Below are 21,647 nucleotides of genomic sequence, written 5' to 3' on the forward strand. Positions count from 1 at the left end.
CGCGGCGGATTAAACGTATTGCTTTACAAATTCGATAAACGTTCTATCGGCATTAGATAAATAGCCTTCTTTACGCCACGCTAACGCGAGATCAATGGAGACGGGAGGTGTGAACGGTATTGCTCTCACTTCCGGTTCATTATCTGCGACCAGCTTCAATAAAGCAGTAATCGCGTGTTCTTGTTTAACAATGCTGAGGATCATCGGTAACAGATTAGTCTCAAAAGCAATTTTTGCTTCATGTTGATGTGTTTTACAAACCTTATCAATGAACTCACGGTGAAAATAACCCGTTTTAAACATCACCAGTTGATGCTCAAAAAATTGCTTAAAATCGATCTGTGTTTGAGCAGCCAGTGGATGATGCTGGCCTACAACGGCCACCATCGGGGAAGAGAGTAACGGGTCAGTTTCTAAATCAGCAGGCACATCTTGATTTAAAATCACGCCGACATCGAGCTCTCCTGCTAATAACATTTTGCGTATCGATTGGGTTCCCGCATCAATGACCGTCATTTTTAAATTCGGAAACTGGGTTTTAAACGCCATTACGATCGGTGGAAAAAAATAACTACCCATCATACTTGGTGCACCTAAGCGCACTTCCCCTTTTACCAGTCCTTTGAGTTCATCCATGGCTAATTGAGCATTGTCGATTTGCTGCAAAATTCGTCGAGCATGGTCGATTAATACCGAACCTTCATGCGTTAAACTTACTTTACGATCACCACGCTTAAATAGGTTTACACCCAGCTGCTGCTCAAATTTTTTAATAGCAATACTTAATGCTGGCTGAGCGATGTGCAGTTGCTGTGCGGCATGAGTGAAGTTCTCATGCTCTGCCACCGCAAGAAAATATCGTAATTGACGACTATCCATTAGCTATTAATTAAAGTTATTGCTTCGATATTTATAATATATTTTATTAATCCGGATAACGCTGCTAGTTTGATCACATTAAGCTTCCCTAACGACTTCACCTGGTCAATAAAACGTATGATTGAACAACACAGCCCAGCCTATCGCCGAGTTACGTTTGCTCTTGCACTTGGATCTTTTTTGATCTTCTGTAACTTGTATCTTTTCCAACCAATGCTGCCTTATCTGGCTCAACACTTTGCGGTGTCAGAAACACAAATTAACTGGCTGTTTGCTGCCTCAACGTTAGCATTATCGGTAAGCTTAGTGCCTTGGGCGATCAGTTCTGAAGTTTTTGGCCGTCGCGGGGTGATGCTGCTCGGGCTGTTTGCCATGCCATGGTTTGGATTACTCACTCTATTGAGCGATCAATTATGGGTACTGATCATCAGTCGAGCTTTGATGGGGATTGCCCTAGCCGCTTTTGCGTCTGTTGCGGTGGCTTATATGGTCGAAGAATTATCGCCACAAGCGTTTAACAAAGCGATTGGTGGATATATCGCCGCCAATTCACTTGGGGGGATCAGTGGTCGTATTGCTGGCGGGTTGTTAACGGATGCTTTTGGCTGGCAAACGGCCGTCGTTGCTATGGCTATCTTTACTTTATTTGGCGCATTGATTGTTTATTTTTCTTTGCCCGTACAACACCATTTTACGCCACAACGTGGGCGTTTTTTACAACATAATCAAGCACTCATATCTCATCTAAGACAACGTAACTTATGGTTAGCCATGCTCATCGGTGGCACCAACTTTGCTTTGTTCGTTAATCTCTATTCGGTAATGGGTTTTCGCTTAGTCGCAGATCCGTATGCGCTACCCGTTGGCATTGCCTCATTAATCTTTCTTTGTTATCTCGCGGGCACCATCAGCTCTCGACTCACAAACCGCTGGACATCGCATTATCATCCTGTCGCCGGGATGATTCTTGGTGCCATGGTCAGTATGGCCGGAATGTGGCTAGCCGCCGTCGAATCATTATGGTTTATGGTGTTTGGTTTACTTTTGATAAGCTTCGGCGCTTTTTTCACTCATACCTTAGCTTATGCTTGGGTCAGTCAAAAAGCGGTTCAAGCCAAAGCAACCGCGACCGCACTGTACCTAGTACATTACTACGTAGGGGGTAGTCTGGGCGGATTTTACCTGCTCTATTGCTGGCAACAGGGAGGCTGGGTAATGGTTACTCTTGGTGGCACGGTGTGTTATTTGATTTTGTTCTTACTTTGCTGGCAGCTATACCCAAAGCAAGAAAAAGTGGCGATCAACAGTAAGTAACCGATACAATCTGATATTACTCTATGTCTGAGTAGTATTACGCTGCTAAGACGCTTATTCATCACTATACCCAAACGACTTGGAACAATAGGTAGGCGATCAGTGAATCAATTCCAGTCAGCATCAATCAGCGATGCTGATGGGAATTGACGAAGCTCGCCAACATTACTGCGACTTCAAGTGGTAAAGGGATATTAATCAATGTGCTCAACCATTATGTCAACACTTAGTCCCTCAACGATTACCGAACATGTCAATCAATGGCTCAATGACGTCGTGATTGGTTTAAACTTATGTCCATTTGCTGCAAAACCTCAACGCAATCAGCAGATTAAAATTTTCGTTAGTCAAGCGAGCCGTGAAGAAGCGCTGCTACAAGATATTCTTGATCAATTACTCGAACTGGATACGAAAGAAGCACAAGAGCTAGAGACAACCTTAGTAGTGGTCCCTAATATGTTAGATGACTTTATGGACTACAACTTTTTTATCGATTGGGTTGAAGCCTTGATTCGTCAGCAAGACTGGGAAGGCATTTTCCAAGTCGCGACCTTTCATCCTCATTATTGTTTTGCTGGAACCTGCCCAGAAGATGATGAGAACTTAACCAACCGTTCACCCTATCCTATCTTTCATTTAATCCGTGAACAGAGCATGGAAAGAGTACTGAAACATTATCCGAACCCAGAAGCGATTCCTGAGATAAATATTCAACGTGTTAGTCAGCTCTCTCCCGCTGAACGCAAGGCGCTTTTCCCTTATTTATTTAATCAATAGGCGCGAGAAAAGCGACGAATGACTCTTCGCCAGTGACCGGATATTATCGAAATCTTAATGGGATTTATGCCTTGAAAATGCTACTCTAGTCGCATCATTCTTAGTGAGAGAATAAAATGAGCAAATTAACAGCAGATATTCAAGCGAACCTGGATCTTTTCATCAAAGAGTCCCAAGAAAACAAATTGGTATGGGGACTACGCAATGAAGAAGGCTGGCTTTCTTGTGAATCGACTGAGTTTGAAGACAGTGAAGTGATGCCTTTTTGGTCTTCAAAAGAAGATGCTCAACTGCATAACGTTGAAGAGTGGTCTGATTTTGAAGTGCTTGAGATCCCTCTGGATATCTTTGTCGAAGATTGGTTAATCACTTTAGCCGAAGACGGCGTGCTAATTGGGCCAAACTGGAATGCCACACTAGACGGTAAAGAGATGGAATCTTCTGAACTGGCTAAGCTATACCTATAATCCCAGTGATCATAGACAAGGCGCTGATCGCGTCTTGTCTCTTTTTATGCCTCAACGCTAAGCGCTAAACCAATACTATTCGCTCTCCTATCGACCGATATTGTCGTTCGTTTACGAGAAGCAACAATCACCACGGTATTAACCAAGTGGGTGATTAAACGGCTGCCATTAACGCCTATCTATACACTCTTTAAACTATTTCAACCACGGACTAAACCATGCATTTATCTAAGTTGACTGAAGATATCTACCAACACCTCTATCGTGATATTAGCGAATTTCGTCATACGTTTGATCTCCCTGTCGCTGATCCATCGAGCTTAGATAGCCAAGCCGATACCCTGCATACGTCTTTAATTATTGAAGAGCTGACTGAGCTGGCAGAAGCTGACTGTAAAACCGAGCAAGCCGATGCGATTGTTGATAGCGTCTATGTCTTAATGGGACGCCTGGTGCATTTGGGGCACACTCAGATTACCGACAACCTAACAATCAGTTATCTTATTGATTTGCTGTTAAATGTTGCCGTTAATCGTGGGATAGATTTTCTTCCCTGCTGGGATGAAGTGCATGCCTCAAACATGAGCAAAGTCTGTCGTAACGAGCAAGAGTTTATCGATACTGAAGCGTTTTACGCCAAACAAAATATCCCGCTGACGGCAGTACAAAAAGGCGATTACATCATTGCTAAATGTGCTAAGGATGTCGTGATGGAAGGCAAAACCATTCGTCAAGGTAAGGTGCTAAAATCGGTGTATTATCGTCCCGCGAACTTAGCAGCGCTAACCCAATCGTAAACTGATTCGATCATTGTGTTGTCTAAGGCTATCCAATATAAAAATGGCCGTCTCTTTAACGAGACGGCCATTTTATTAGACTGAATTAATCACCATCGCCTTATGCTGAGGCCTCTGACTCAACTTGACCTTGGTGTAAATCTTTAGCCAACAGTAAATACATGGCCGGAACAACAAACAAGGTAAACAGCGTACCAATCGACATGCCACTAGCAATCACTAAGCCCATCGCGTAACGAGAGCCAGCACCAGCACCGGTCGCAATTAATAGTGGGATCATTGCCAATACGGTTGCCGCGGTCGTCATCAAAATAGGTCGTAGACGAATCGCGGTGGCTTCTTCAATCGCATCGCGCTTACTCTTACCATCCATTTGTAATTGATTGGCAAATTCCACAATCAAGATACCGTGTTTAGCGATCAATCCGACCAGCGTCAACAAACCCACTTGGGTATAGATGTTGATGCTGGTGAAACCGAGGCTGGTAAAAATCAATGCGCCACACACACTCATCGGTACGGTAACCATGATAATGATCGCGTTCTTAAATGACTCAAACTGAGCGGCAAGGATCAAGAAAATCACAATCAATGCAAAGAAGAACGTCACAACCAGTTGCTGCCCCTCACTCTTATATTGACGAGATTGTCCGGAATAATCGACGCTAAACCCAGCAGGCATCACTTCTGCCGCAATATTATCAAGTACGGCTAACGCTTCACCGAGCGGAACACCCGGACGTGGCACACCAGAAATTTTCACCGCATTAAGCTGTTGGAATCCACGTAGAGCTTGTGGCTGAACGGATTCACTCAGCGTCACTAAGGCAGACAGTGGCACTAACTCCCCTTGTTGGTTGCGGGTATAATAGTTAGTCAACTGCTCTGGATTAAGACGTTCGCTGCGCTCAACCTGTGGAATCACGCGATAAGAGCGGTTATCCAGTGAGAAGCGTCCAGTATCAGCGCCAGACAGCAGACTGCCTAAGTCAGCGGCAATTTGCTGCATCGACACGCCCATCAGCGCCGCTTTTTCACGATCCACTTCGACGGTTTGTCGAGGACGATTAATTTTCAAATCGCTGTCAACAAAGATAAAACGTCCGCTCGCCATTGCTCGGCCTAAGATCTCTTGTACCACCTCTTGCAGTGCTTCAAAAGGTTGAGTTGAGCCGATGATAAATTCAACCGGCGTGCCCCCACCCGGAGAGGGCAGTGACGGTGGCACTAAAGCAAAACTATTGAGCCCGGGTTGCTGAGCAAGAAAAGGCTGAATGTCTTTAGCCAGCACATCGTGAGTGAGCCTATCACGACGCTCCCAAGGCGCTAACACGATCCCAGCAATGGCCGTGTTGGTTCCACCCAACCCATTAATGATGAAGACGTTCTCAATTTCTTCCACATCATCAACCAATCTATCCAGTTCTCGAGTACTTTTTGTCAGTGCATCCAGCGTATGATAGCTATCGCTTTCCAAAATAGAGAACACGAAACCTTGGTCTTCTGGTGGCTCTAACTCTGAAGGGCTGGTGATAAACAAGAAGTAACAAGAAACCAGTACAATCGCACCAAAGGTTAACACGACACTCTTACTATCCAGTAAGCTGTGCAGCGTGCGTTGGTACGAATGATGTAATCGGTCAAACTGCTTATCTAACCACTGCTCAAGCGATTTCTCTTTTTTGTTATCGCTGCTGTGTGGCTTAAGAATATAAGCACACATTACTGGCGATAACGTTAACGCAACAATACCCGATAGAATAACCGATGCTGCAAGAGTAAACGCAAATTCAACGAATAATACGCCCGTCAAACCACCAACAAAACCGATCGGTAGAAAAACCGCAACCAAGGTCGTTGACATGGTAATGATTGGCCATGCAAGCTCACGCGCCCCTTGGATCGCCGCATCAATACGACTTTTACCTTCTTCAATATGACGGTGAATGTTTTCGAGCATGATGATCGCATCATCGACCACAACCCCAATCGCCAGTACCATCGCCAGTAGCGTCAGTAAGTTGATAGAGAAACCCAACAACCACATCAAGAAAAAAGTACCAATCAACGATACAGGTATCGCCACCGCAGGGATGATAACCGAGCGAAATGAGCCTAAAAACGCATAAATAACGAAAACAACGATTGCCAACGCCAAAATAATCGACATCACTACTTCATCAATGGCATTTTCGATATATTCAGTCGAGTCATAAGCGATGTACGCAGAAAGTCCTTGAGGCAATTGAGGAATAATATCTTGATCCCACACTTGACGAACATCAGCGATCACATCCAACGCATTCGCATCCGGAGAGACTTCGATACCAATAAAGGTTGCAGCTAAGCCATTAAAGCTCACCGAACTCTCGTAGTTCTCAGCGCCTAATTCAACCTCTGCAACATCGGCTAAACGAACAACGCTTTGACCGTCACTGCTGACCACCAGTTGTTTAAACTCTTCAACATCGCGTAAATCAGTCGCCGCCGTTAAGTCAATAGCGACCATCTGCCCTTTAGTACGACCTAACGCCGCTAATACGTTGTTACTGCGTAACGCCGTCGCGACATCGCTCCCCGTTAAACCATACGCGGCCATTTTGACTGAATCTAGCCAGACTCGCATAGCAAACGTACGTGCACCAAGAATTTCCGCTCGTTGCACGCCAGGAATGGTCGATAGCTGAGGTTCTACAACTCGAACTAAGTAATCGGTGATTTGGTTATCACCCAATACTTCTGAGTAGAACGCCAAATACATCGCCGCGACACTTTCGCCGACTTTTAAGGTCACCACCGGTTCACGAGCGTTTTCCGGTAACTCTGAGCGAACCTTATTCACCTGAGCAGCAATTTGCGTCAACGCTTGGTTAGGATCGTAATCGAGGCGTAAATACGCTTCGATGGTACTATTACCCGCGACCGAGGTAGAGACTAAATAATCAATCCCTTCTGCTGCGGCAATTTCCCGCTCTAATGGTGTGGTGATAAAACCTTGGATAAGATCCGCATCAGCTCCGACATAAGTGGTACTGACACTGATCACCGCATTTTGGATCTCAGGGAATTGGCGAACATTCATATCCATAATGGCTCGTAAACCAAGTAAGATAATGAATAAGCTCACCACCGACGCTAAGATCGGTTTTTTAATAAAAACATCAGTAAAACGCATGAATACTCCTACTGATTCGCGGGTGATGGGTTCACTTCCGCACTCGGTTGAACACGCGGATTGTCACTAATTATGATTTGTGACCCATTACGTAACTTGAGTAAGCCGGAAGTGACAATCCGATCGCCAACCTCTAAGCCTTGTTCTACCGCAATTAGATCGCCACGGCGCTCACCCGTTTGCACAAACCGTTGTTGTACCACTAACTTGTCATCTTGCTCTTCAATCACAAATACTGAGTTACCATAAGGGTTAAACTGAATCGCGGTTTGCGGAATTAAGCTAACTGAACGTGGTTTCCCCGTATCCAATTGCACGCGAGCAAACATACCTGGACGCAATGCGAGATCTTGGTTATCCAGAGTGGCTTGCACTTCAATACTTCGACTTGCTTCGCGAACTGAAGGCGCTATAGCAGTAATTTTTCCGGTGAAAACTCGGCCAGCAACGGAATCAACGTTGACTTGCACGCTTTCTCCTAGACGAATATTAGCCAACTGCTGCTCGGGTAAAGTGAAGTTGAGATAAATTGGGGCAAATGATTGTAACGAGACAACGACACTACCCGGAGACAGTAGCTGCCCCAAGCTGACTTGGCGCAATCCAGCAATACCATCAAAAGGGGCAAGAATGGTCTTTTGTGCAATCCGAGCTCGTTGGCTTTCTACTGCGGCAGACGCTTGCTTGGCTTCACTCTCACTGCGACGCAGCTCTGACTCAGAGACATTTTTCTCGCGGAACAGACGCTGATAACGCGTTAACTCGATATTGGCTAACTCTTCAACGGCTTGTAATCTTTTTAGCTCCGCTCTATCGACCGAATCATCCAAAGTGACAAGTAGCGTCCCTTTTTTGATATTACTACCGTTAGCAAAATGGATACCGTTGATGATACCACTCGCTTCAGTGGTTAAATCGGTGCTATTAACGGCGACAAAACTACCAATTGCACTGACAAAGGGCTGCCATTCATCGGTGGTGACTTCGCTAGCCGTCACGGTTACCGGTGGAATCGGCATGTTATCGAAAAATTGATTCATAAAATGGTTGCCGACCGCTTTGTAGGCAAAAATGCCACCAAAAATCAGCGTACTGACGATTAACATCAGGATCATGCGCTTTAACATGAAAACTCCTTGCTGGTTGATCCTAAAAAATAAAAAGGGTTAGTGAAAAGCAGGATACTTTTCTAGTTCGATTTTCAATGCCGTTACTTTTTGTAAAATAACGTTATCCTCCAGTGATAATAAGGGCTGCCACTCCATCCCATTAAGTAGCATCGTGATGTTACGATAAAGTTGCATCGAATTAGGTGATACCGCTAATGCCTCTAGTAAGCCATCGGCATTAACCAAAGCATGGTGGCCTTGACACTGCGCCCAAGGCGCTAAAGAGAGATCCATTGCGTGATAGCCATAATCAGGCAGCTCACCGCAATCAAGCGCATCTTGGGTTATTCTACTGACGATCTCGCCAATTGGTTTACAGGATTGGAAAATTTTCTGCTTATGAGTGACAGAGACATTTTCCCATACTGCTTCCGTAAAAACGTATTGTTCTAATTTGGCATGTTGCGGATAACGCAGTTGAAATAAACGATCGGCAATCGCTAAAGCCAACATTTTATCGCGCCCACTGACCTCCAATTGAGCAATACATTCAAAACGTTCGGTTCTATCCGCTGCCTTTAAGCCGACAATAGCGGCCAATAAATCCTCTCGGCTTGCAAAATGTTGATAGAGCGTCCCCGTCGCGTATTGACATTGCTTAGCCAATTTCGCCATGTGTAAATTCAAGAATCCATCTTGCTCAATCATGTCGCAAGCGGTCATTAAGAACAGTTGTTCTCTTTCTTGTCGCTCACGAAGCTTTCTTTCTGATGTTGTCATAATCAAACCATACTTGAATGGGAAACAGATTATGAACTTGATTCAAAAAGCGATCAATTTTCATTGTTCACACTTAGTTCACAATTTGTATCAAAATGTGAACTGCAACATCATTCATTCTCATCAATGACTCCCCATCGATGAAATAAGCAAGAATAGGCAGGGAAAAGCATAAAAAAAGCCACCTTAAGGGCAAGGTGGCTAAAGACTATCAAAGTCTAACAAGAACGAGAATGTATCAATACGTTTAATGCGATTGGCATGCCAAGTTTTTACAATCAACCATCTTATTGTTTATAAAGGATTTTCATAAAGCGCCATTGCCAAAGGCTAATCATTATTGAACCACGATGGTGCTTGATGCACCACCATCAATCAAAGACTAAATAAGGCTGCCCTGCAATCTCCACTTGTTGAACGGCGGTATGAAAAACGTGTTGGATATGCTCGGCTGTTAACACTTGCCGAGGTTCACCCAATGAATGCATGACCCCATTATCCAATAGCAATACCCTATCGGCATAACGCAACGAACGATTTAAATCATGGTTAGCCATAATGACCGTGATGCCATCACTGGCAATACGCTGAATGAGATCGTACAACAGTCGCTCTTGCGCAATATCTAACGGAGCCGCAGGTTCATCGAGGATCAGTAATCGGCCAAATGGATTTAATGTCGGCCAAATTTGTAGGCAGCTACCCGCTAAACGTACCCTCTGCCACTCTCCACCCGATAAATGGTGGATAGAACGATAGAGCTTATTTTGTAAACCCAGCAGTGTGACCAATTCTTGTAGTACTTCGCTGACTCGAGGTTCCTGATAACTGACCCCTTGGGGAAGGGATAACTCTAAATATTGAAACACATCAAGATAAAAAGCAGGTTTATCACTTTGCGATAAGTAGGCACGAACCTGAGCTTGTGCGGGTAATGAGAGTGACAATAAATCAACATCGTCTAACTGCACCGAACCTTGGCTAGTGATCATCCCAGCTATCGCTGCTAATAAAGTACTTTTACCACTTCCATTAGGACCAATCACATGCAGCACTTCTCCGGCTACCGATTGAAAAGAGAGCGGCAGTAAACGTTGCCCAACGTGTAAATGACTAACGTTTATCATGACTTCTCACCAGCATCCAAATAAAGATGGGGGCTCCAATGGTTGTCGTCACCACACCAACAGGCAATTCGGCGGACGTAAGAGCAAGCCTTGCCAACATATCAGCCGCCACCAGCAGCAGAGCACCACACACAGCGCAAGCAGGCAACAACATGCGATGCTCACTCCCCAATACAAGACGCAACAAATGTGGAATAACCAAACCAATGAAGCCAATGATGCCAGCTAAAGCAACACTCACACCAACTAATAATGAGATAGCAACAATCAATTTCCAACGTATTGCTATTACGTCTAATCCGAGTTGTTTGGCATGAGTTTCACCTAGCATCAATTGATCAAGAGATCGTCCTTGAAACAGTAACCAAATAATAACGGGTAACGCCAAAAGAGACAGAGCATGTTGATACCAACTGACACCACTTAAACTGCCCATCAGCCAATACATCAGCTGCCTTAGACTCAAGTTATCACTAAAATAAAAAGCCCATGTCACTATCGAGCCGGACAGGATGCCTAAAGCAACCCCAACCAGTAAAAGACGCGTAGTGGTTAAACTCGTCAGCTTGGCAATCGATACCAAAAGAAAGGTAAAAACTAACGCGCCCATCACGGCAGCTAACATAAACAGCGATGGCGTAGCAAAGGTAGGAAAAAAGAATAAGACAATCACCATCGCCACACTGGCACCACCAGAAATCCCCAAGATTCCCGGTTCGGCTAATACATTACCCAATAGCACCTGTAACGTAGCTCCCGACAAGGCCAGTGCGCTACCGATAACAATCGCAGCCAGTAAACGAGGTAGGCGTAACTCTAAAACTAATTGTTGTTCAAGAATCGTCCAACCTGAACCCAGCCCAATAAAACGCTCACCGACCATTAAATAAGTCGCACTTAATATGAATAACAGGCAAGTAAAACTACCAATCACCCATCGCCAGCGGCGCTGTTTGTTGGCAATTAATTGGTTGAAGTTCATCGGCCTAACAGCATAAAAAAATAATGGGGCTAACCTTATCGTTAACCCCATTGAAGCTCAAGTGCTTTACTTAATCATAGACCAATTGATCATCTTCATATCGAGTATCCACCTTACAAACCATTAAGGCAGCACGTTGACCAATCGCCACCTTGCGGTTGGGAAACACGATCGCCTCCCCTTCATTCTTCGCCATTAAGGGTTTATCGCCATCATGGCCAAATACTTCCCCATGCATAAAAGAGGTGAAGTTTTCTACATCGTCACCAAAGCGAAAATCAAAATCTTCGTGTAAGCGAACAATCGTTCGACTCACTCGATACATAATGGTTTTCTTGGCTAAATGTTCCGACTGCTCTGCCGCGATTAAATCGCGTAATGCGAGATCAAATGCGGCAAGGCGTGCCAAATCATTTTCACCCAGTTTTGCCACTTGACCGAGTTCAACAGTCATCGCTTGCGCAGCAAAATGCTCGGCACTGAACCAGCTAAAGGTACTTGCAGGAGCATTAGAAAGCATGACGGCTTCAATGTGTGCGCTCTCGATAAATGCCATCAAAGCACGACTACGGACTGGATGACGAGTTTTCGGGCTGACAGCAAATGAATAATGCTTTGACAAACGAATCGCACAGTGTAAATCGAGATGCCAGCGAGTCTCTGGTGCCGTTTTATTAAAAAACTGGCTGACCTGCGCTTTTAAGTTGGTAGCGATATCCGCTTCTAAACTCGCAGCATGAGGCTTATCATCAAATAATCGGTTGAGATTTTCTTCTATAAAACGGGTATGGCGCAAAGTGGCTTGTGGATGAGCGACAATAAATAAACAGCGCTGCTGCACACGTTGAAATCCGCTGACGATATCATCAATAATTTTATCGACCAGCTCCATTGGCGCCGTTTCATCACCATGCACACCACAGGATATGACGATATTTTTACTATCCGCAGAATAGTGTGCTGGTAATACTTCAAGAACACCACGTTGCCACAGTTTAAGTCGGACGCCGGCTTGAGTGGTGATTTCTTCGCTGACCATCGGCTGGTCAATATCCAAACTATCGAAAAGAAAAGATCGGCGAAAGAGGGATGTCGTCATGCGCTACTCCTTTATTGCACAGCGGGTATGGTAAAGAATTGTTTAGCCAATTTATGTAGAGAGGATCTCACTTATCAAAACCCGAACGCTGAATAACCTGCAAGTAAGCATCACAAACGGATTTAACTCCCCGAATTCTAACACTAAATATTGCTAATGCACTAGAGTTGGGTTATTCGTGCTGATAGTCAACCACTTGATATGATCAGCATACACCCAAACGACTTGGCGTTGCAGTTTCAAGCACGAAGGGGATACACACTTTGGATAGCGACGAATTTTAGGAATCAGTATGAATAACATAACTCAAGACCCGGTGATCATGATTGCAGGCGCCACCGGCTTAGTCGGCTCTTGCGTATTACGACGCTTATTAGCTGAACCTGCCATCCAACATATCTATGCACTGAATCGACGGAGTTTATCGCTGCCTCATCCTAAATTAACCGAGTTGATTGATTCTGAACTCAGTATTACCCACTGGCCTGAGCAGCAGCCTCGCCCTCAGTATGGCATTATCGCGCTCGGCACAACGCTTAAGCAAGCCGGCTCTAAACACGCTTTGGAGAAAGTGGATTTTGAATTGGTTTGTCAGGTGGCGCACAGTATGAAAATCTTGGGCGTGACTCGGCTTGCGATTGTCTCTAGCTACGGAGCCAATCCCAGTGCCCGCTCTCATTACTTACGCTGCAAAGGACGCATGGAAGAAACCATTCGTCGGCTTGGGTTTGATCATCTAGTGTTTGTTCGTCCAGGTCCATTAGTCGGCCAACGTGAACAGCCGCGAAATGATGAAATTTGGCTACAACGAGTGATGAGATTAGGACAATTTTTTCTATTTGGTCGTCTGAAAAACCTGATCCCGATTGACGCCGATAAGGTCGCTCAAGCACTTTTATACGCTTTATTTGATCAATCAACCAAACGAGTCACCGTTTTACACTCCGTAGCGATGCACGACCTGGTCAAAAAATACCAATAAATAGATCACCTAATCACCATGCTGATGCTAATACAGCCAAATAAAGTGCTCAATAACTATTTGTTCTACATTATGCCGTTTTGGTCTTTTAAGGTTGATTTAGATCACGCTATGCTCAGCCGGTCTTATTACCTCTATACCTACACCATTTATCGGCGCAGAGCTGTAGCAGCTTAAATGCAATGGATCACGCTACCAGATAACGTTAATGGACTTAACTTTCTGCAAGGTTAAATTAAGTGTTGTTTTATCCCTGTTAAGGATGTCTATTATGTCAGTTGCAGCTATCGCTATGCTCGCGGTATTTGTCGGTATTTTGCTGTTCCTGTTTGGTCAACAGAAAAAAAGCCATTCGTTATCGCGCTTAGTTCTATTAGGTCTAGTGCTTGGTAGTGTATTTGGACTTGCCCTTCAGCTTATTTTTAACGAAGGCAGCCCTATTATCCGTGATGTACTTTCATGGATTTCCATTGTTGGCAGCGGCTATGTCGAACTACTGAAAATGGTTATCATGCCATTAGTATTAGTATCGATGATTTCTGCCGTGGTGAAACTGGATAACAGCGGTTCATTGGGTAAAATCTCTTTTCTCACCATCTCAATTTTGCTGTTCACAACAGCGATTGCCGCTTTGATTGGTATTTTGATCACTCATGCGTTTGGCTTAACCGCAGAAGGGCTAACCGAAGGGACACGTGAAGTTGCTCGGATGGGACAACTTGAATCCCGCGCATCAACGGTCGCTAACTTAACCATTCCGCAAATGCTGATCGGCTTTATTCCATCGAATCCTTTTGCTGATCTGACTGGCGCCCGTTCATCTTCAATTATCGCAGTGGTTATTTTCGGTATCTTAGTTGGTATTGCTGCACGTAAAGTGATGCAAGAGAAAGAACAGCTTGAAGCGCCTATTCGCCTCTTTGTTGATGCACTGCAATCCATTGTGATGCGCTTGGTTAAAATGATCATCGCCCTCACACCTTACGGTATTGCCGCACTGATGGCGAGAATGGTTGCAACATCAAGCGCGAGCGATATTTTAAACTTGCTCGGCTTTATCGTCGCTTCTTACCTCGCGATTGCTTTGATGTTTGTTGTACATGGTTTACTGGTTGCCTTGGTTGGCGTTAACCCTAAAACCTATTTCCAAAAAATTTGGCCAGTACTGACTTTCGCGTTTACTTCACGTAGCTCGGCGGCCACCATTCCATTAAACGTCGAAGCTCAGATCACTAAGCTTAATGTACCACCAGTGATTGCTAACTTGTCAGCCTCGTTTGGAGCGACAATTGGACAAAATGGCTGTGCCGGAATTTATCCAGCAATGCTCGCGGTGATGGTTGCTCCCTCAATGGGGATCAACCCTCTGGATATCCATTTCATCTTGTCATTGATTGCCATGATCACCATTAGCTCGTTTGGTATTGCTGGGATCGGTGGTGGCGCAACGTTTGCCGCGCTGATTGTACTTCCAGCGATGGGATTACCTGTGACAATCGCAGCACTGCTTATCTCGATTGAGCCTTTGATTGATATGGCACGTACTGCACTTAATGTGTCAGGATCAATGACAGCGGGTACCATCACCAGTCGACTCATGAAGCAAACTCATGAGCCAGAAGCTGAAACACAAAGTGCCCAAGCGTCTTAATCATTAACGATTGCTTAAACACTAAAAAGCCGACCTGTATATTAGTCGGCTTTTTTGTATCTTTTTTCTATCAATGATGACTTAATTGTCGTGTTAATTATCGCCAACGCAGGATCCCTAAACGATACAGTGCTAACGCCGAAAGTAACAAAGCACAACCAAGGATCTTATTCAAAGGCATGGTTTCCGCATAAACCAGCATACTAAGAATCAATGTCCACACAGGTTCCAATAACATTAATAAAGCTGCATTGGTCGGATTAGCATGCTTTTGACCAATAGTTTGCATCAGATATCGCAAGCTCGTGGCCAATAACACACTCAATGCAAACCACTTCCAAGTCATAATACTTACCGATTCTGGCCAACGCTCGAAGAGCCAACAGAGCAATACCCCCAAACAACCGACAGTAAAAAGCTGTAACGTGGTTAATAACATTGCGGGCAATTTTGCGGAGTATTGACTGTTGAAGTTAAAATGTAATGCCAGCCCCATCGCCGCCGCTAAAAACCACAACTGATTGACCGCAATTTGCCAAGCGCCATTCCAAGAGAGCAAAAACAATCCTAATACTGCAATTGGAAAAGCCAGCCAAAAAGCTCGATTCGGTCGATTGCCGTGTAGCGGCCAAGCAAGTAAAGGCACAAATAGCATCGACAAACTCATGATGAATGCGCCTTCGCCCAAGGTGGGACTTAATGAAATCGCATGTATCCAGCAAAAAAGCGAACCCCCTAAAAAGACGCCAACCCCCATTGCGCGCAGACAATCTTGTCGAGAGGCTTTTTTTAAAGCAGGGAAACAAAACGGCAGTAAAATCAGAGAAGCGGTAATAAATCGCAAGCCAATAAAGCCAAACGGTGGTAATTCTTCAATGGCTTGTTTTGAAAACACCCAACCCGCAGCGGCGAGCAATGTTGTTAATACAAAAATCGATTCAGCGCGAAATTTAACCATCATGGTAAGGTCACACAAAGGCAGGAAAGAGTGAACAGATTGTGCGCCAAATGTAAAAATAAAACCACTCTTCATCGACTAAATATCAATGATTTAGCTTTGCTATAACGTGTTAACAACCCATCTGCAAGCGACACATAAATAGAGATTGATTCGATATCTGAATCATCAAGAACAGCCGTTCTCACATTCATACAACTCTAAAAATTAACTTAAAATAGAAATTAAAAACCAATAAAAACAATTAAATTAGAATAAAAAACCAATATTTTCACTTTTACATAGTTCCATTGGGCCGGCAACTTAGGATTAATCAGTGAATGTGACCACCACCACAAAAAGCCTTCATCCACTAAATGTGATAAGTTTTACCACATTATCATTTCTTTATGGCTCTAATTTCAGTGAAAGACTCCCAAGAAACATTGCATTTCAGCATCACTCCAGAAAAGACCGCCTGGAATCGACATGACACTTATTGGTCACTCAGCTTATTTGGTACCGCCGTCGGTGCTGGCATTCTTTTTTTACCCATTAATCTAGGGCTTGGTGGGTTTTGGCCGTTATTGATTATGGCGCTTCTCGCCTACCCAATGACGTACTACTCTCATCGCGGCCTAGCAAGATTCGTTTTATCTTCTGCTCATCCTAACAGTGACTTTACGGATGTGGTTGAAGAACACTTTGGAGTCACGGCCGGCAGAGCCATTGCTTGGTTATACTTTCTGTCTATTTTCCCTATCTTATTGATCTATGGCGTGGGACTGACCAATACTGTTGATAGTTTCTGGGTTAACCAAGCACAGCTCAGCGCTCTGCCTCGTTGGTTACTGTCCGGTGTTCTTGTCAGTGGCTTGATTGCGATTATGCTCAGCGGTGAAAAAATCATGTTACGCACATTTGCCGTCATGGTTTATCCTCTCGCGGCCATTTTAGCCGCTCTATCACTCTATTTAATTCCACGCTGGCATCTGCCTTCTCTTGCTCTGCCGAGTGCTGGGGAATTTATTCATACCGCTTGGCTATCAGTGCCGGTGATTGTTTTTTCATTCAGTTATGCTGCGGCTATTTCGAGTTTTGCTCATAAGCAGCGACGCTATTATCGGCAACAAGCCTTAAAGAAAAGTGAACAGATACTAAAACGCACCAGCATAGTGCTGATTGCTTTTGTATTGCTGTTTGTTTTTTCATGTGTGTTAACGCTATCCCCAGAGCAACTCCTTGACGCTAAGACGCAAAACTTATCTATTTTGTCTTACTTAGCGAACGCGACTGATAATCCGTTTATTGCAACGCTCGGCCCACTGGTGGCTTTTATTGCGATTACTTCCTCTTTCTTAGGGCATTTTTTAGGGGCTCGTGAAAGCTTAAATGGATTACTGACTAAGCACAGCTCTCTGAATTACGCTCAGGCTAATAAATTAGGGATTGGATTTCTATTTGTGACTATTTGGGTAGCGGCAATACTCAATCCAAGTATTTTAGGTATGATGGAAGCGTTATCTGGGCCCGTTATCGCGTTAATTTTATTTATCATGCCAATGATTGCCGTCTATCGTGTTAACGCTCTCACTGGTTATAAAAAACACCTAAGCACTTACTTTGTATTTGCCATTGGCATGATGGCAGTCTCTGCTTTGCTTTATCGCTTACTCCATTAAGTCTCGGTGACATCTCCTCCCCTCCACTGGAATCTCATCGGTGGAGAGGGGCGTGTTATGGTGATGGAGAAGCGACTTATTTATCAAGGGGTAAGATCAATCATCATCATACTTTAGTTAAAATACTCGCAGAACTTGTTGACTAATATTTAACCAGGTCGTACCTTGTAATGTAATCTTCATCACATTAGGAGGCTATTCCATGAAACGCTCTAGCGCAACTTCGCGTCTGCAAATGATTAAAGAAGTTGCAAAACGCAACACCTCTCCCACCAATGCCGATCCTATGGCGCAATACATCAATACATTAATTCACAACAAAACCAGTCAACCGAAACAAGAACCGAAACGGATTTTCTCAGGTTTGCATTTTGATGAGCATGCCGGTGGATGGGTTAGCGATAACTGGGATAATAAATAGTCCGACTCTCGCGAACCACTTTATTGCTGATACCCTACCGATGCGAAGGCCAAACGTCGAACTCGATTGGATGTGCAGATAGTCGTCCTTAGGGTATTGCCAACCATAGTGTGATTAGAAATGAATTTCATGTGACACTTTTTACCGCCGTTCATCGAATGTCATTCACCTAAAAGTACGAAGCCGAGCGACTAGAACAGTTCGTTTTGTCGATCCTCGTTAGCCATTTCCATCCTCTTATTGGCTTGACTTTGCTGCGATCGTTGTTTGCGCCGATAACGTTGCCGACAAAGATGAATGACATGCAGTTGCTGAGCTGGCGTCATATCTAACCACGTAAAGCGTTCCTCTCTTTTACGCATACAGCCCTGACAATAGCCTTTTTCATCCACGCTACAGACACCCACACAAGGGCTTGGGATCTGGAAAAACTCCAATTGCTCCATAACCACTCCATTGTTTTATGCCCTATCTGACCCCATAAACAATTCGGTTAGCGATTAGCTCATGATCGCATACGCTTTAGGCATGACAGTCCGCTAACACAACTTAATCATGGCTCGTTATACTCTATGCCAATATTGAACGTTCATTGCTGCTCTCGCTTAGCTCAACCCTATTGAGTACCTACCTTGCCTTAGCGATCAGTTTTGCTATTTTAGCCTCGCTTTGGCACTCTCCATATTGGCGAAGGGTTGAACATGCGTTATCCGCGCTGCTTGCTCTTCCTCATGTAGCTTTTGCGATTGGCTTTGCCTTCCTATTTGCACCAACAGGAATGGTTTCGCGTTTGATCCATGCCATGTCGGGCTATCAACCCTCCACTCAAGGTGCCACTTGGCTAGTTCAAGATCCCTACGCGCTGGGACTCACTATCGCCTTAGCATTAAAAGAAGTTCCTTTTCTACTTTTGATGAGCCTCTCAGTGGTACAACAATTACGCATTCCGTCCTTACTCACCGTTGCGGCCTCTCTCGGCTACTCACCTCGTCAAGCTTGGTGTAAGTTGGTTTTTCCACAATGGCTATCTAAAATGCGCTTTGCCTTATTTGCTGTCACTAGCTACGGTATTTCGGTGGTCGATCTCAGTCTAATTTTAGGTCCGAATACCCCTCCGACCTTCGCAGTCTTAGTCTGGCAATGGTTCAGTGATGCCGATCTGCAGCAAATTCCCCGCGCCGCCGCTGGCGCGTTACTGCTCTTAGGATTAGCGAGTATCATGCTGCTATCGGTGTTACTGATTGAACGCATACTCTTGGGTTTATGCCGTCAATGGATGTGGTCAGGCCGTTACGCCTTATTCTTACCAGGAAAAAGCTTACTCTGTTTAGTGTGCTTTATTTCTTTGAGTATTTTCCCTCTGATGATGCTATGGAGCATTGCTCAGCGTTGGCGTTTTCCTGAGTTGTGGCCCAGCGAATACAGCTGGCGTTTTTGGCTAGCGGAGTGGCCAACCATGCTCCCCGCTCTCTATCAAAGTGTTGGTTTAGCGCTGGTCAGTGGTAGCCTAGCACTGTTTTTTGCTGTCCTCACTCATGAGTATCGTCAAGCTTCGCCTCGCTCAGTACCGACCTATTTGATTGTCATGCCAATGCTAGTCCCTGCACTCTCTTTATTGTTTGGCGTACAAATTCTCACTTTACTGATCTCAGGCTCAAACTATGTCTTATGGGTCGTTTGGGGGCATCTCTTCTTTGCCTTTCCGCTGGTGTATCTTGCGCTTGATGGGGCATGGAAAAGCTACCCTGCTGACTACCATAAAATCGCCGCCAGTTTAGGTAAAAGTGATTGGTCTATCTTTTGTAGAGTTAAAGCCCCCTTATTAAGGCCGGCTATGCTCTACGCTTGGGCGGTAGGGGTTAGTGTGAGTTTAGCGCAATATTTACCAACGCTGATGCTTGGAGGCGGTCGCTTCGCTACCATTACTACCGAAGCGGTGACACTATCCAGTGGTTTTGACCGCCGGGTAATGGCGATTTATGCTCTTTGGCAAGCCGTGTTACCGTTCATTTTTTTCTTGCTTGCGATTATTCTTAGTCGCGCCTTTCAGCCTCAATCTTTAACAAGAAGCCGTTAACTAATGAGTTTTTATCTCAAAAACCTTACCCTATATAAGCCAGATGGCCAGCCACTGCTAAGCCATTTTGATTTAACCATTCATCGAAGTGAGATCGTCAGCCTAATGGGGCCAAGCGGCTGTGGTAAGTCGACCTTACTCAATGTTATTGCCGGACATTTACCCACCGATTTTCGTTATCGTGGAGAGATGACATTCAATCAACAAGATCTAACGACGCTGCGCCCACATCAACGCCAAATTGGTTTATTGTTCCAAGATGATTTGCTATTTCCGCATCTGAATGTGTGGGAAAATTTAGCCTTTGCCTTACCCAATGCAGTCAAAGGCCAACATCGCAAACGACAAGCACAACAAGCTTTAGAGAACGTATCATTACTCGCGTTAGCGGAGTCTTTCCCAGACCAACTGTCGGGTGGACAAAGAGCCAGAGTCAGTTTGCTGCGTATGCTGCTCGCTCAACCTCGCCTAGCGCTACTTGATGAACCATTCAGTAAATTAGATAAAACACTACGGATACAATTTCGCCAGTGGGTATTTGAACAGTTAAAAGCCTCGCAAATTCCAACCTTAATGGTCACTCATGATGAAGAAGATGTGCTTCACTGTGATCGTGTAATCCAATGGCCTGAGGAGCAACTCAATGCTTGATCGCTACATTATCCCGGTTATTCGCCGCCCCTTATCCTATGCGGCAGAACAATTGGATGAACTCAACGTGACCGCAAATCAGGTGACACTTTTCGGTTTTGCTTTGGGGTGTTTGGCTTTTCCAGCGTTATTATTAGAGCAGTATACTTTGGCTTTATGGCTGATCCTCGCTAACCGGCTTTGTGATGGGCTGGACGGAGCATTAGCGCAAATTCAAGGACTCACTGATGCAGGGGGATTTCTCGATATTAGCTTAGATTTTCTGTTTTATTCGTTAATCCCTTTTGGTTTTATTCTCGTGAATCCAGAAGCCAACAGCATTGCGGGCGCTTTTTTGATTTTTTCGTTCATTGGTACTGGGTGCAGTTTTCTCGCTTTTGCCGTCATGGCCAGCAAGCACGGGATCATCAACCCTGTTTATCAGCATAAGTCTTTGTATTATATGAGTGGATTAACCGAAGGGACAGAAACGATCGTTTGTTTGGTTCTATTTTGTCTCTTTCCTGACTATTTTTCACTGATTGCCTATCTGTTTGCAGCGGCTTGTTGGATAACGACTGGAACACGGCTCTATTCTGGTTTTCATACACTATCAACATTAGAGAAAACCAATAACTCACATTAAGACGTTCCGACACAACCCATTGGTGACGGCGTCACTAATGGGCAATCCGTTTTGGTCGAAATAGAACGACACTATTCAACGGTTAATTATTCAACGGTTAATATAGCGGCTAATC

At 44.6% G+C, this 21,647-nt stretch carries 19 protein-coding genes and 1 pseudogene; 11 read left to right on the forward strand and 9 right to left on the reverse strand.

What is annotated here, in order from left to right:
• Window positions 1–9 precede the first annotated feature (9 nt).
• A complete protein-coding gene (locus tag FKN93_RS04605; protein ID WP_154167992.1) occupies window positions 10–879 on the reverse strand; it encodes a LysR substrate-binding domain-containing protein in 870 nt (289 codons plus the stop codon).
• A 117-nt stretch (window positions 880–996) separates the two neighbouring features.
• On the opposite strand from FKN93_RS04605, the gene FKN93_RS04610 reads away from it, so the two are divergent.
• From FKN93_RS04610 to FKN93_RS04625, 4 genes are all read left to right on the forward strand, one after another.
• Window positions 997–2,193, forward strand: coding sequence for an MFS transporter (locus FKN93_RS04610; RefSeq protein WP_158138529.1), 1,197 nt, complete (start codon window positions 997–999; stop codon window positions 2,191–2,193).
• 216 nt (window positions 2,194–2,409) lie between these two features.
• Complete coding sequence (locus tag FKN93_RS04615) at window positions 2,410–2,970, forward strand: DUF1415 family protein (protein ID WP_115342677.1); 561 nt, start codon at window positions 2,410–2,412, stop codon at window positions 2,968–2,970.
• A gap of 116 nt (window positions 2,971–3,086) precedes the next feature.
• Complete coding sequence (locus FKN93_RS04620) at window positions 3,087–3,437, forward strand: DUF2750 domain-containing protein (protein WP_004395137.1); 351 nt, start codon at window positions 3,087–3,089, stop codon at window positions 3,435–3,437.
• A gap of 218 nt (window positions 3,438–3,655) precedes the next feature.
• Window positions 3,656–4,234, forward strand: coding sequence for a nucleoside triphosphate pyrophosphohydrolase family protein (locus tag FKN93_RS04625; protein WP_154167990.1), 579 nt, complete (start codon window positions 3,656–3,658; stop codon window positions 4,232–4,234).
• A 100-nt stretch (window positions 4,235–4,334) separates the two neighbouring features.
• Here FKN93_RS04625 and FKN93_RS04630 read toward each other — a convergent pair whose 3' ends face one another.
• From FKN93_RS04630 to FKN93_RS04655, 6 genes are all read right to left on the reverse strand, one after another.
• The gene (locus FKN93_RS04630) at window positions 4,335–7,409 is read right to left on the reverse strand and encodes an efflux RND transporter permease subunit (protein ID WP_170904583.1); all 3,075 of its coding nucleotides are present in this window, start codon (window positions 7,407–7,409) and stop codon (window positions 4,335–4,337) included.
• A gap of 8 nt (window positions 7,410–7,417) precedes the next feature.
• The gene (locus FKN93_RS04635) at window positions 7,418–8,536 is read right to left on the reverse strand and encodes an efflux RND transporter periplasmic adaptor subunit (RefSeq protein WP_154167986.1); all 1,119 of its coding nucleotides are present in this window, start codon (window positions 8,534–8,536) and stop codon (window positions 7,418–7,420) included.
• Window positions 8,537–8,575: 39 nt separating this feature from the next.
• Window positions 8,576–9,298: a TetR/AcrR family transcriptional regulator gene (locus FKN93_RS04640; protein ID WP_004395133.1), complete on the reverse strand. Its 723-nt coding sequence runs from the start codon at window positions 9,296–9,298 to the stop codon at window positions 8,576–8,578.
• 371 nt (window positions 9,299–9,669) lie between these two features.
• The gene (btuD, locus tag FKN93_RS04645; protein WP_004395132.1) at window positions 9,670–10,425 is read right to left on the reverse strand and encodes a vitamin B12 ABC transporter ATP-binding protein BtuD; all 756 of its coding nucleotides are present in this window, start codon (window positions 10,423–10,425) and stop codon (window positions 9,670–9,672) included.
• Window positions 10,412–11,407, reverse strand: coding sequence for a vitamin B12 ABC transporter permease BtuC (btuC, locus tag FKN93_RS04650; protein WP_040904257.1), 996 nt, complete (start codon window positions 11,405–11,407; stop codon window positions 10,412–10,414). Before btuC ends, btuD begins: the two co-directional genes overlap by 14 nt.
• Before the next feature lie 70 nt (window positions 11,408–11,477).
• Window positions 11,478–12,506, reverse strand: coding sequence for a succinylglutamate desuccinylase (locus FKN93_RS04655; protein ID WP_170904584.1), 1,029 nt, complete (start codon window positions 12,504–12,506; stop codon window positions 11,478–11,480).
• A 292-nt stretch (window positions 12,507–12,798) separates the two neighbouring features.
• Here FKN93_RS04655 and FKN93_RS04660 point away from each other — a divergent pair, with 292 nt between their 5' ends.
• The gene (locus tag FKN93_RS04660; protein WP_170904585.1) at window positions 12,799–13,488 is read left to right on the forward strand and encodes an NAD(P)H-binding protein; all 690 of its coding nucleotides are present in this window, start codon (window positions 12,799–12,801) and stop codon (window positions 13,486–13,488) included.
• 271 nt (window positions 13,489–13,759) lie between these two features.
• On the forward strand, window positions 13,760–15,139 hold the full coding sequence (locus FKN93_RS04665) for an L-cystine transporter (RefSeq protein ID WP_004395128.1): 1,380 nt from the start codon (window positions 13,760–13,762) through the stop codon (window positions 15,137–15,139).
• A 97-nt stretch (window positions 15,140–15,236) separates the two neighbouring features.
• Here the strand turns inward: FKN93_RS04665 and FKN93_RS04670 are convergent, their stop codons facing one another.
• A complete protein-coding gene (locus tag FKN93_RS04670) occupies window positions 15,237–16,100 on the reverse strand; it encodes a DMT family transporter (protein WP_040904794.1) in 864 nt (287 codons plus the stop codon).
• Window positions 16,101–16,501: 401 nt separating this feature from the next.
• Between FKN93_RS04670 and FKN93_RS04675 the strand changes: the two genes are divergently transcribed.
• Together FKN93_RS04675 and FKN93_RS04680 are read left to right on the forward strand one after the other, a co-directional pair.
• Window positions 16,502–17,758, forward strand: a complete 1,257-nt coding sequence (locus FKN93_RS04675) for an aromatic amino acid transport family protein (protein WP_004395126.1) — start codon at window positions 16,502–16,504, stop codon at window positions 17,756–17,758.
• 202 nt (window positions 17,759–17,960) lie between these two features.
• Complete coding sequence (locus FKN93_RS04680) at window positions 17,961–18,179, forward strand: hypothetical protein (protein WP_004395125.1); 219 nt, start codon at window positions 17,961–17,963, stop codon at window positions 18,177–18,179.
• Window positions 18,180–18,370: 191 nt separating this feature from the next.
• Here the strand turns inward: FKN93_RS04680 and FKN93_RS04685 are convergent, their stop codons facing one another.
• Window positions 18,371–18,625, reverse strand: a complete 255-nt coding sequence (locus FKN93_RS04685; RefSeq protein ID WP_040904252.1) for a DUF1289 domain-containing protein — start codon at window positions 18,623–18,625, stop codon at window positions 18,371–18,373.
• 134 nt (window positions 18,626–18,759) lie between these two features.
• Between FKN93_RS04685 and FKN93_RS04690 the strand changes: the two are divergent.
• The 3 genes and pseudogenes from FKN93_RS04690 to FKN93_RS04700 all read left to right on the forward strand — a co-directional run.
• Window positions 18,760–20,256, forward strand: a pseudogene (locus FKN93_RS04690) (thiamine ABC transporter permease); the annotation flags it as partial.
• A 3-nt stretch (window positions 20,257–20,259) separates the two neighbouring features.
• Window positions 20,260–20,907 carry an ATP-binding cassette domain-containing protein gene (locus FKN93_RS04695; protein WP_170904586.1) on the forward strand — a complete coding sequence of 216 codons (648 nt, stop codon included), beginning with the start codon at window positions 20,260–20,262 and terminating at the stop codon, window positions 20,905–20,907.
• On the forward strand, window positions 20,900–21,532 hold the full coding sequence (locus FKN93_RS04700; RefSeq protein ID WP_170904587.1) for a CDP-alcohol phosphatidyltransferase family protein: 633 nt from the start codon (window positions 20,900–20,902) through the stop codon (window positions 21,530–21,532). The genes FKN93_RS04695 and FKN93_RS04700 overlap by 8 nt, the downstream gene beginning before the upstream one ends.
• The last annotated feature ends 115 nt before the right edge of the window (window positions 21,533–21,647 follow it).

Source organism: Vibrio sp. A8-1, assembly GCF_013048685.1.
GTDB classification, from domain to species: Bacteria; Pseudomonadota; Gammaproteobacteria; order Enterobacterales; family Vibrionaceae; genus Vibrio; species Vibrio metschnikovii.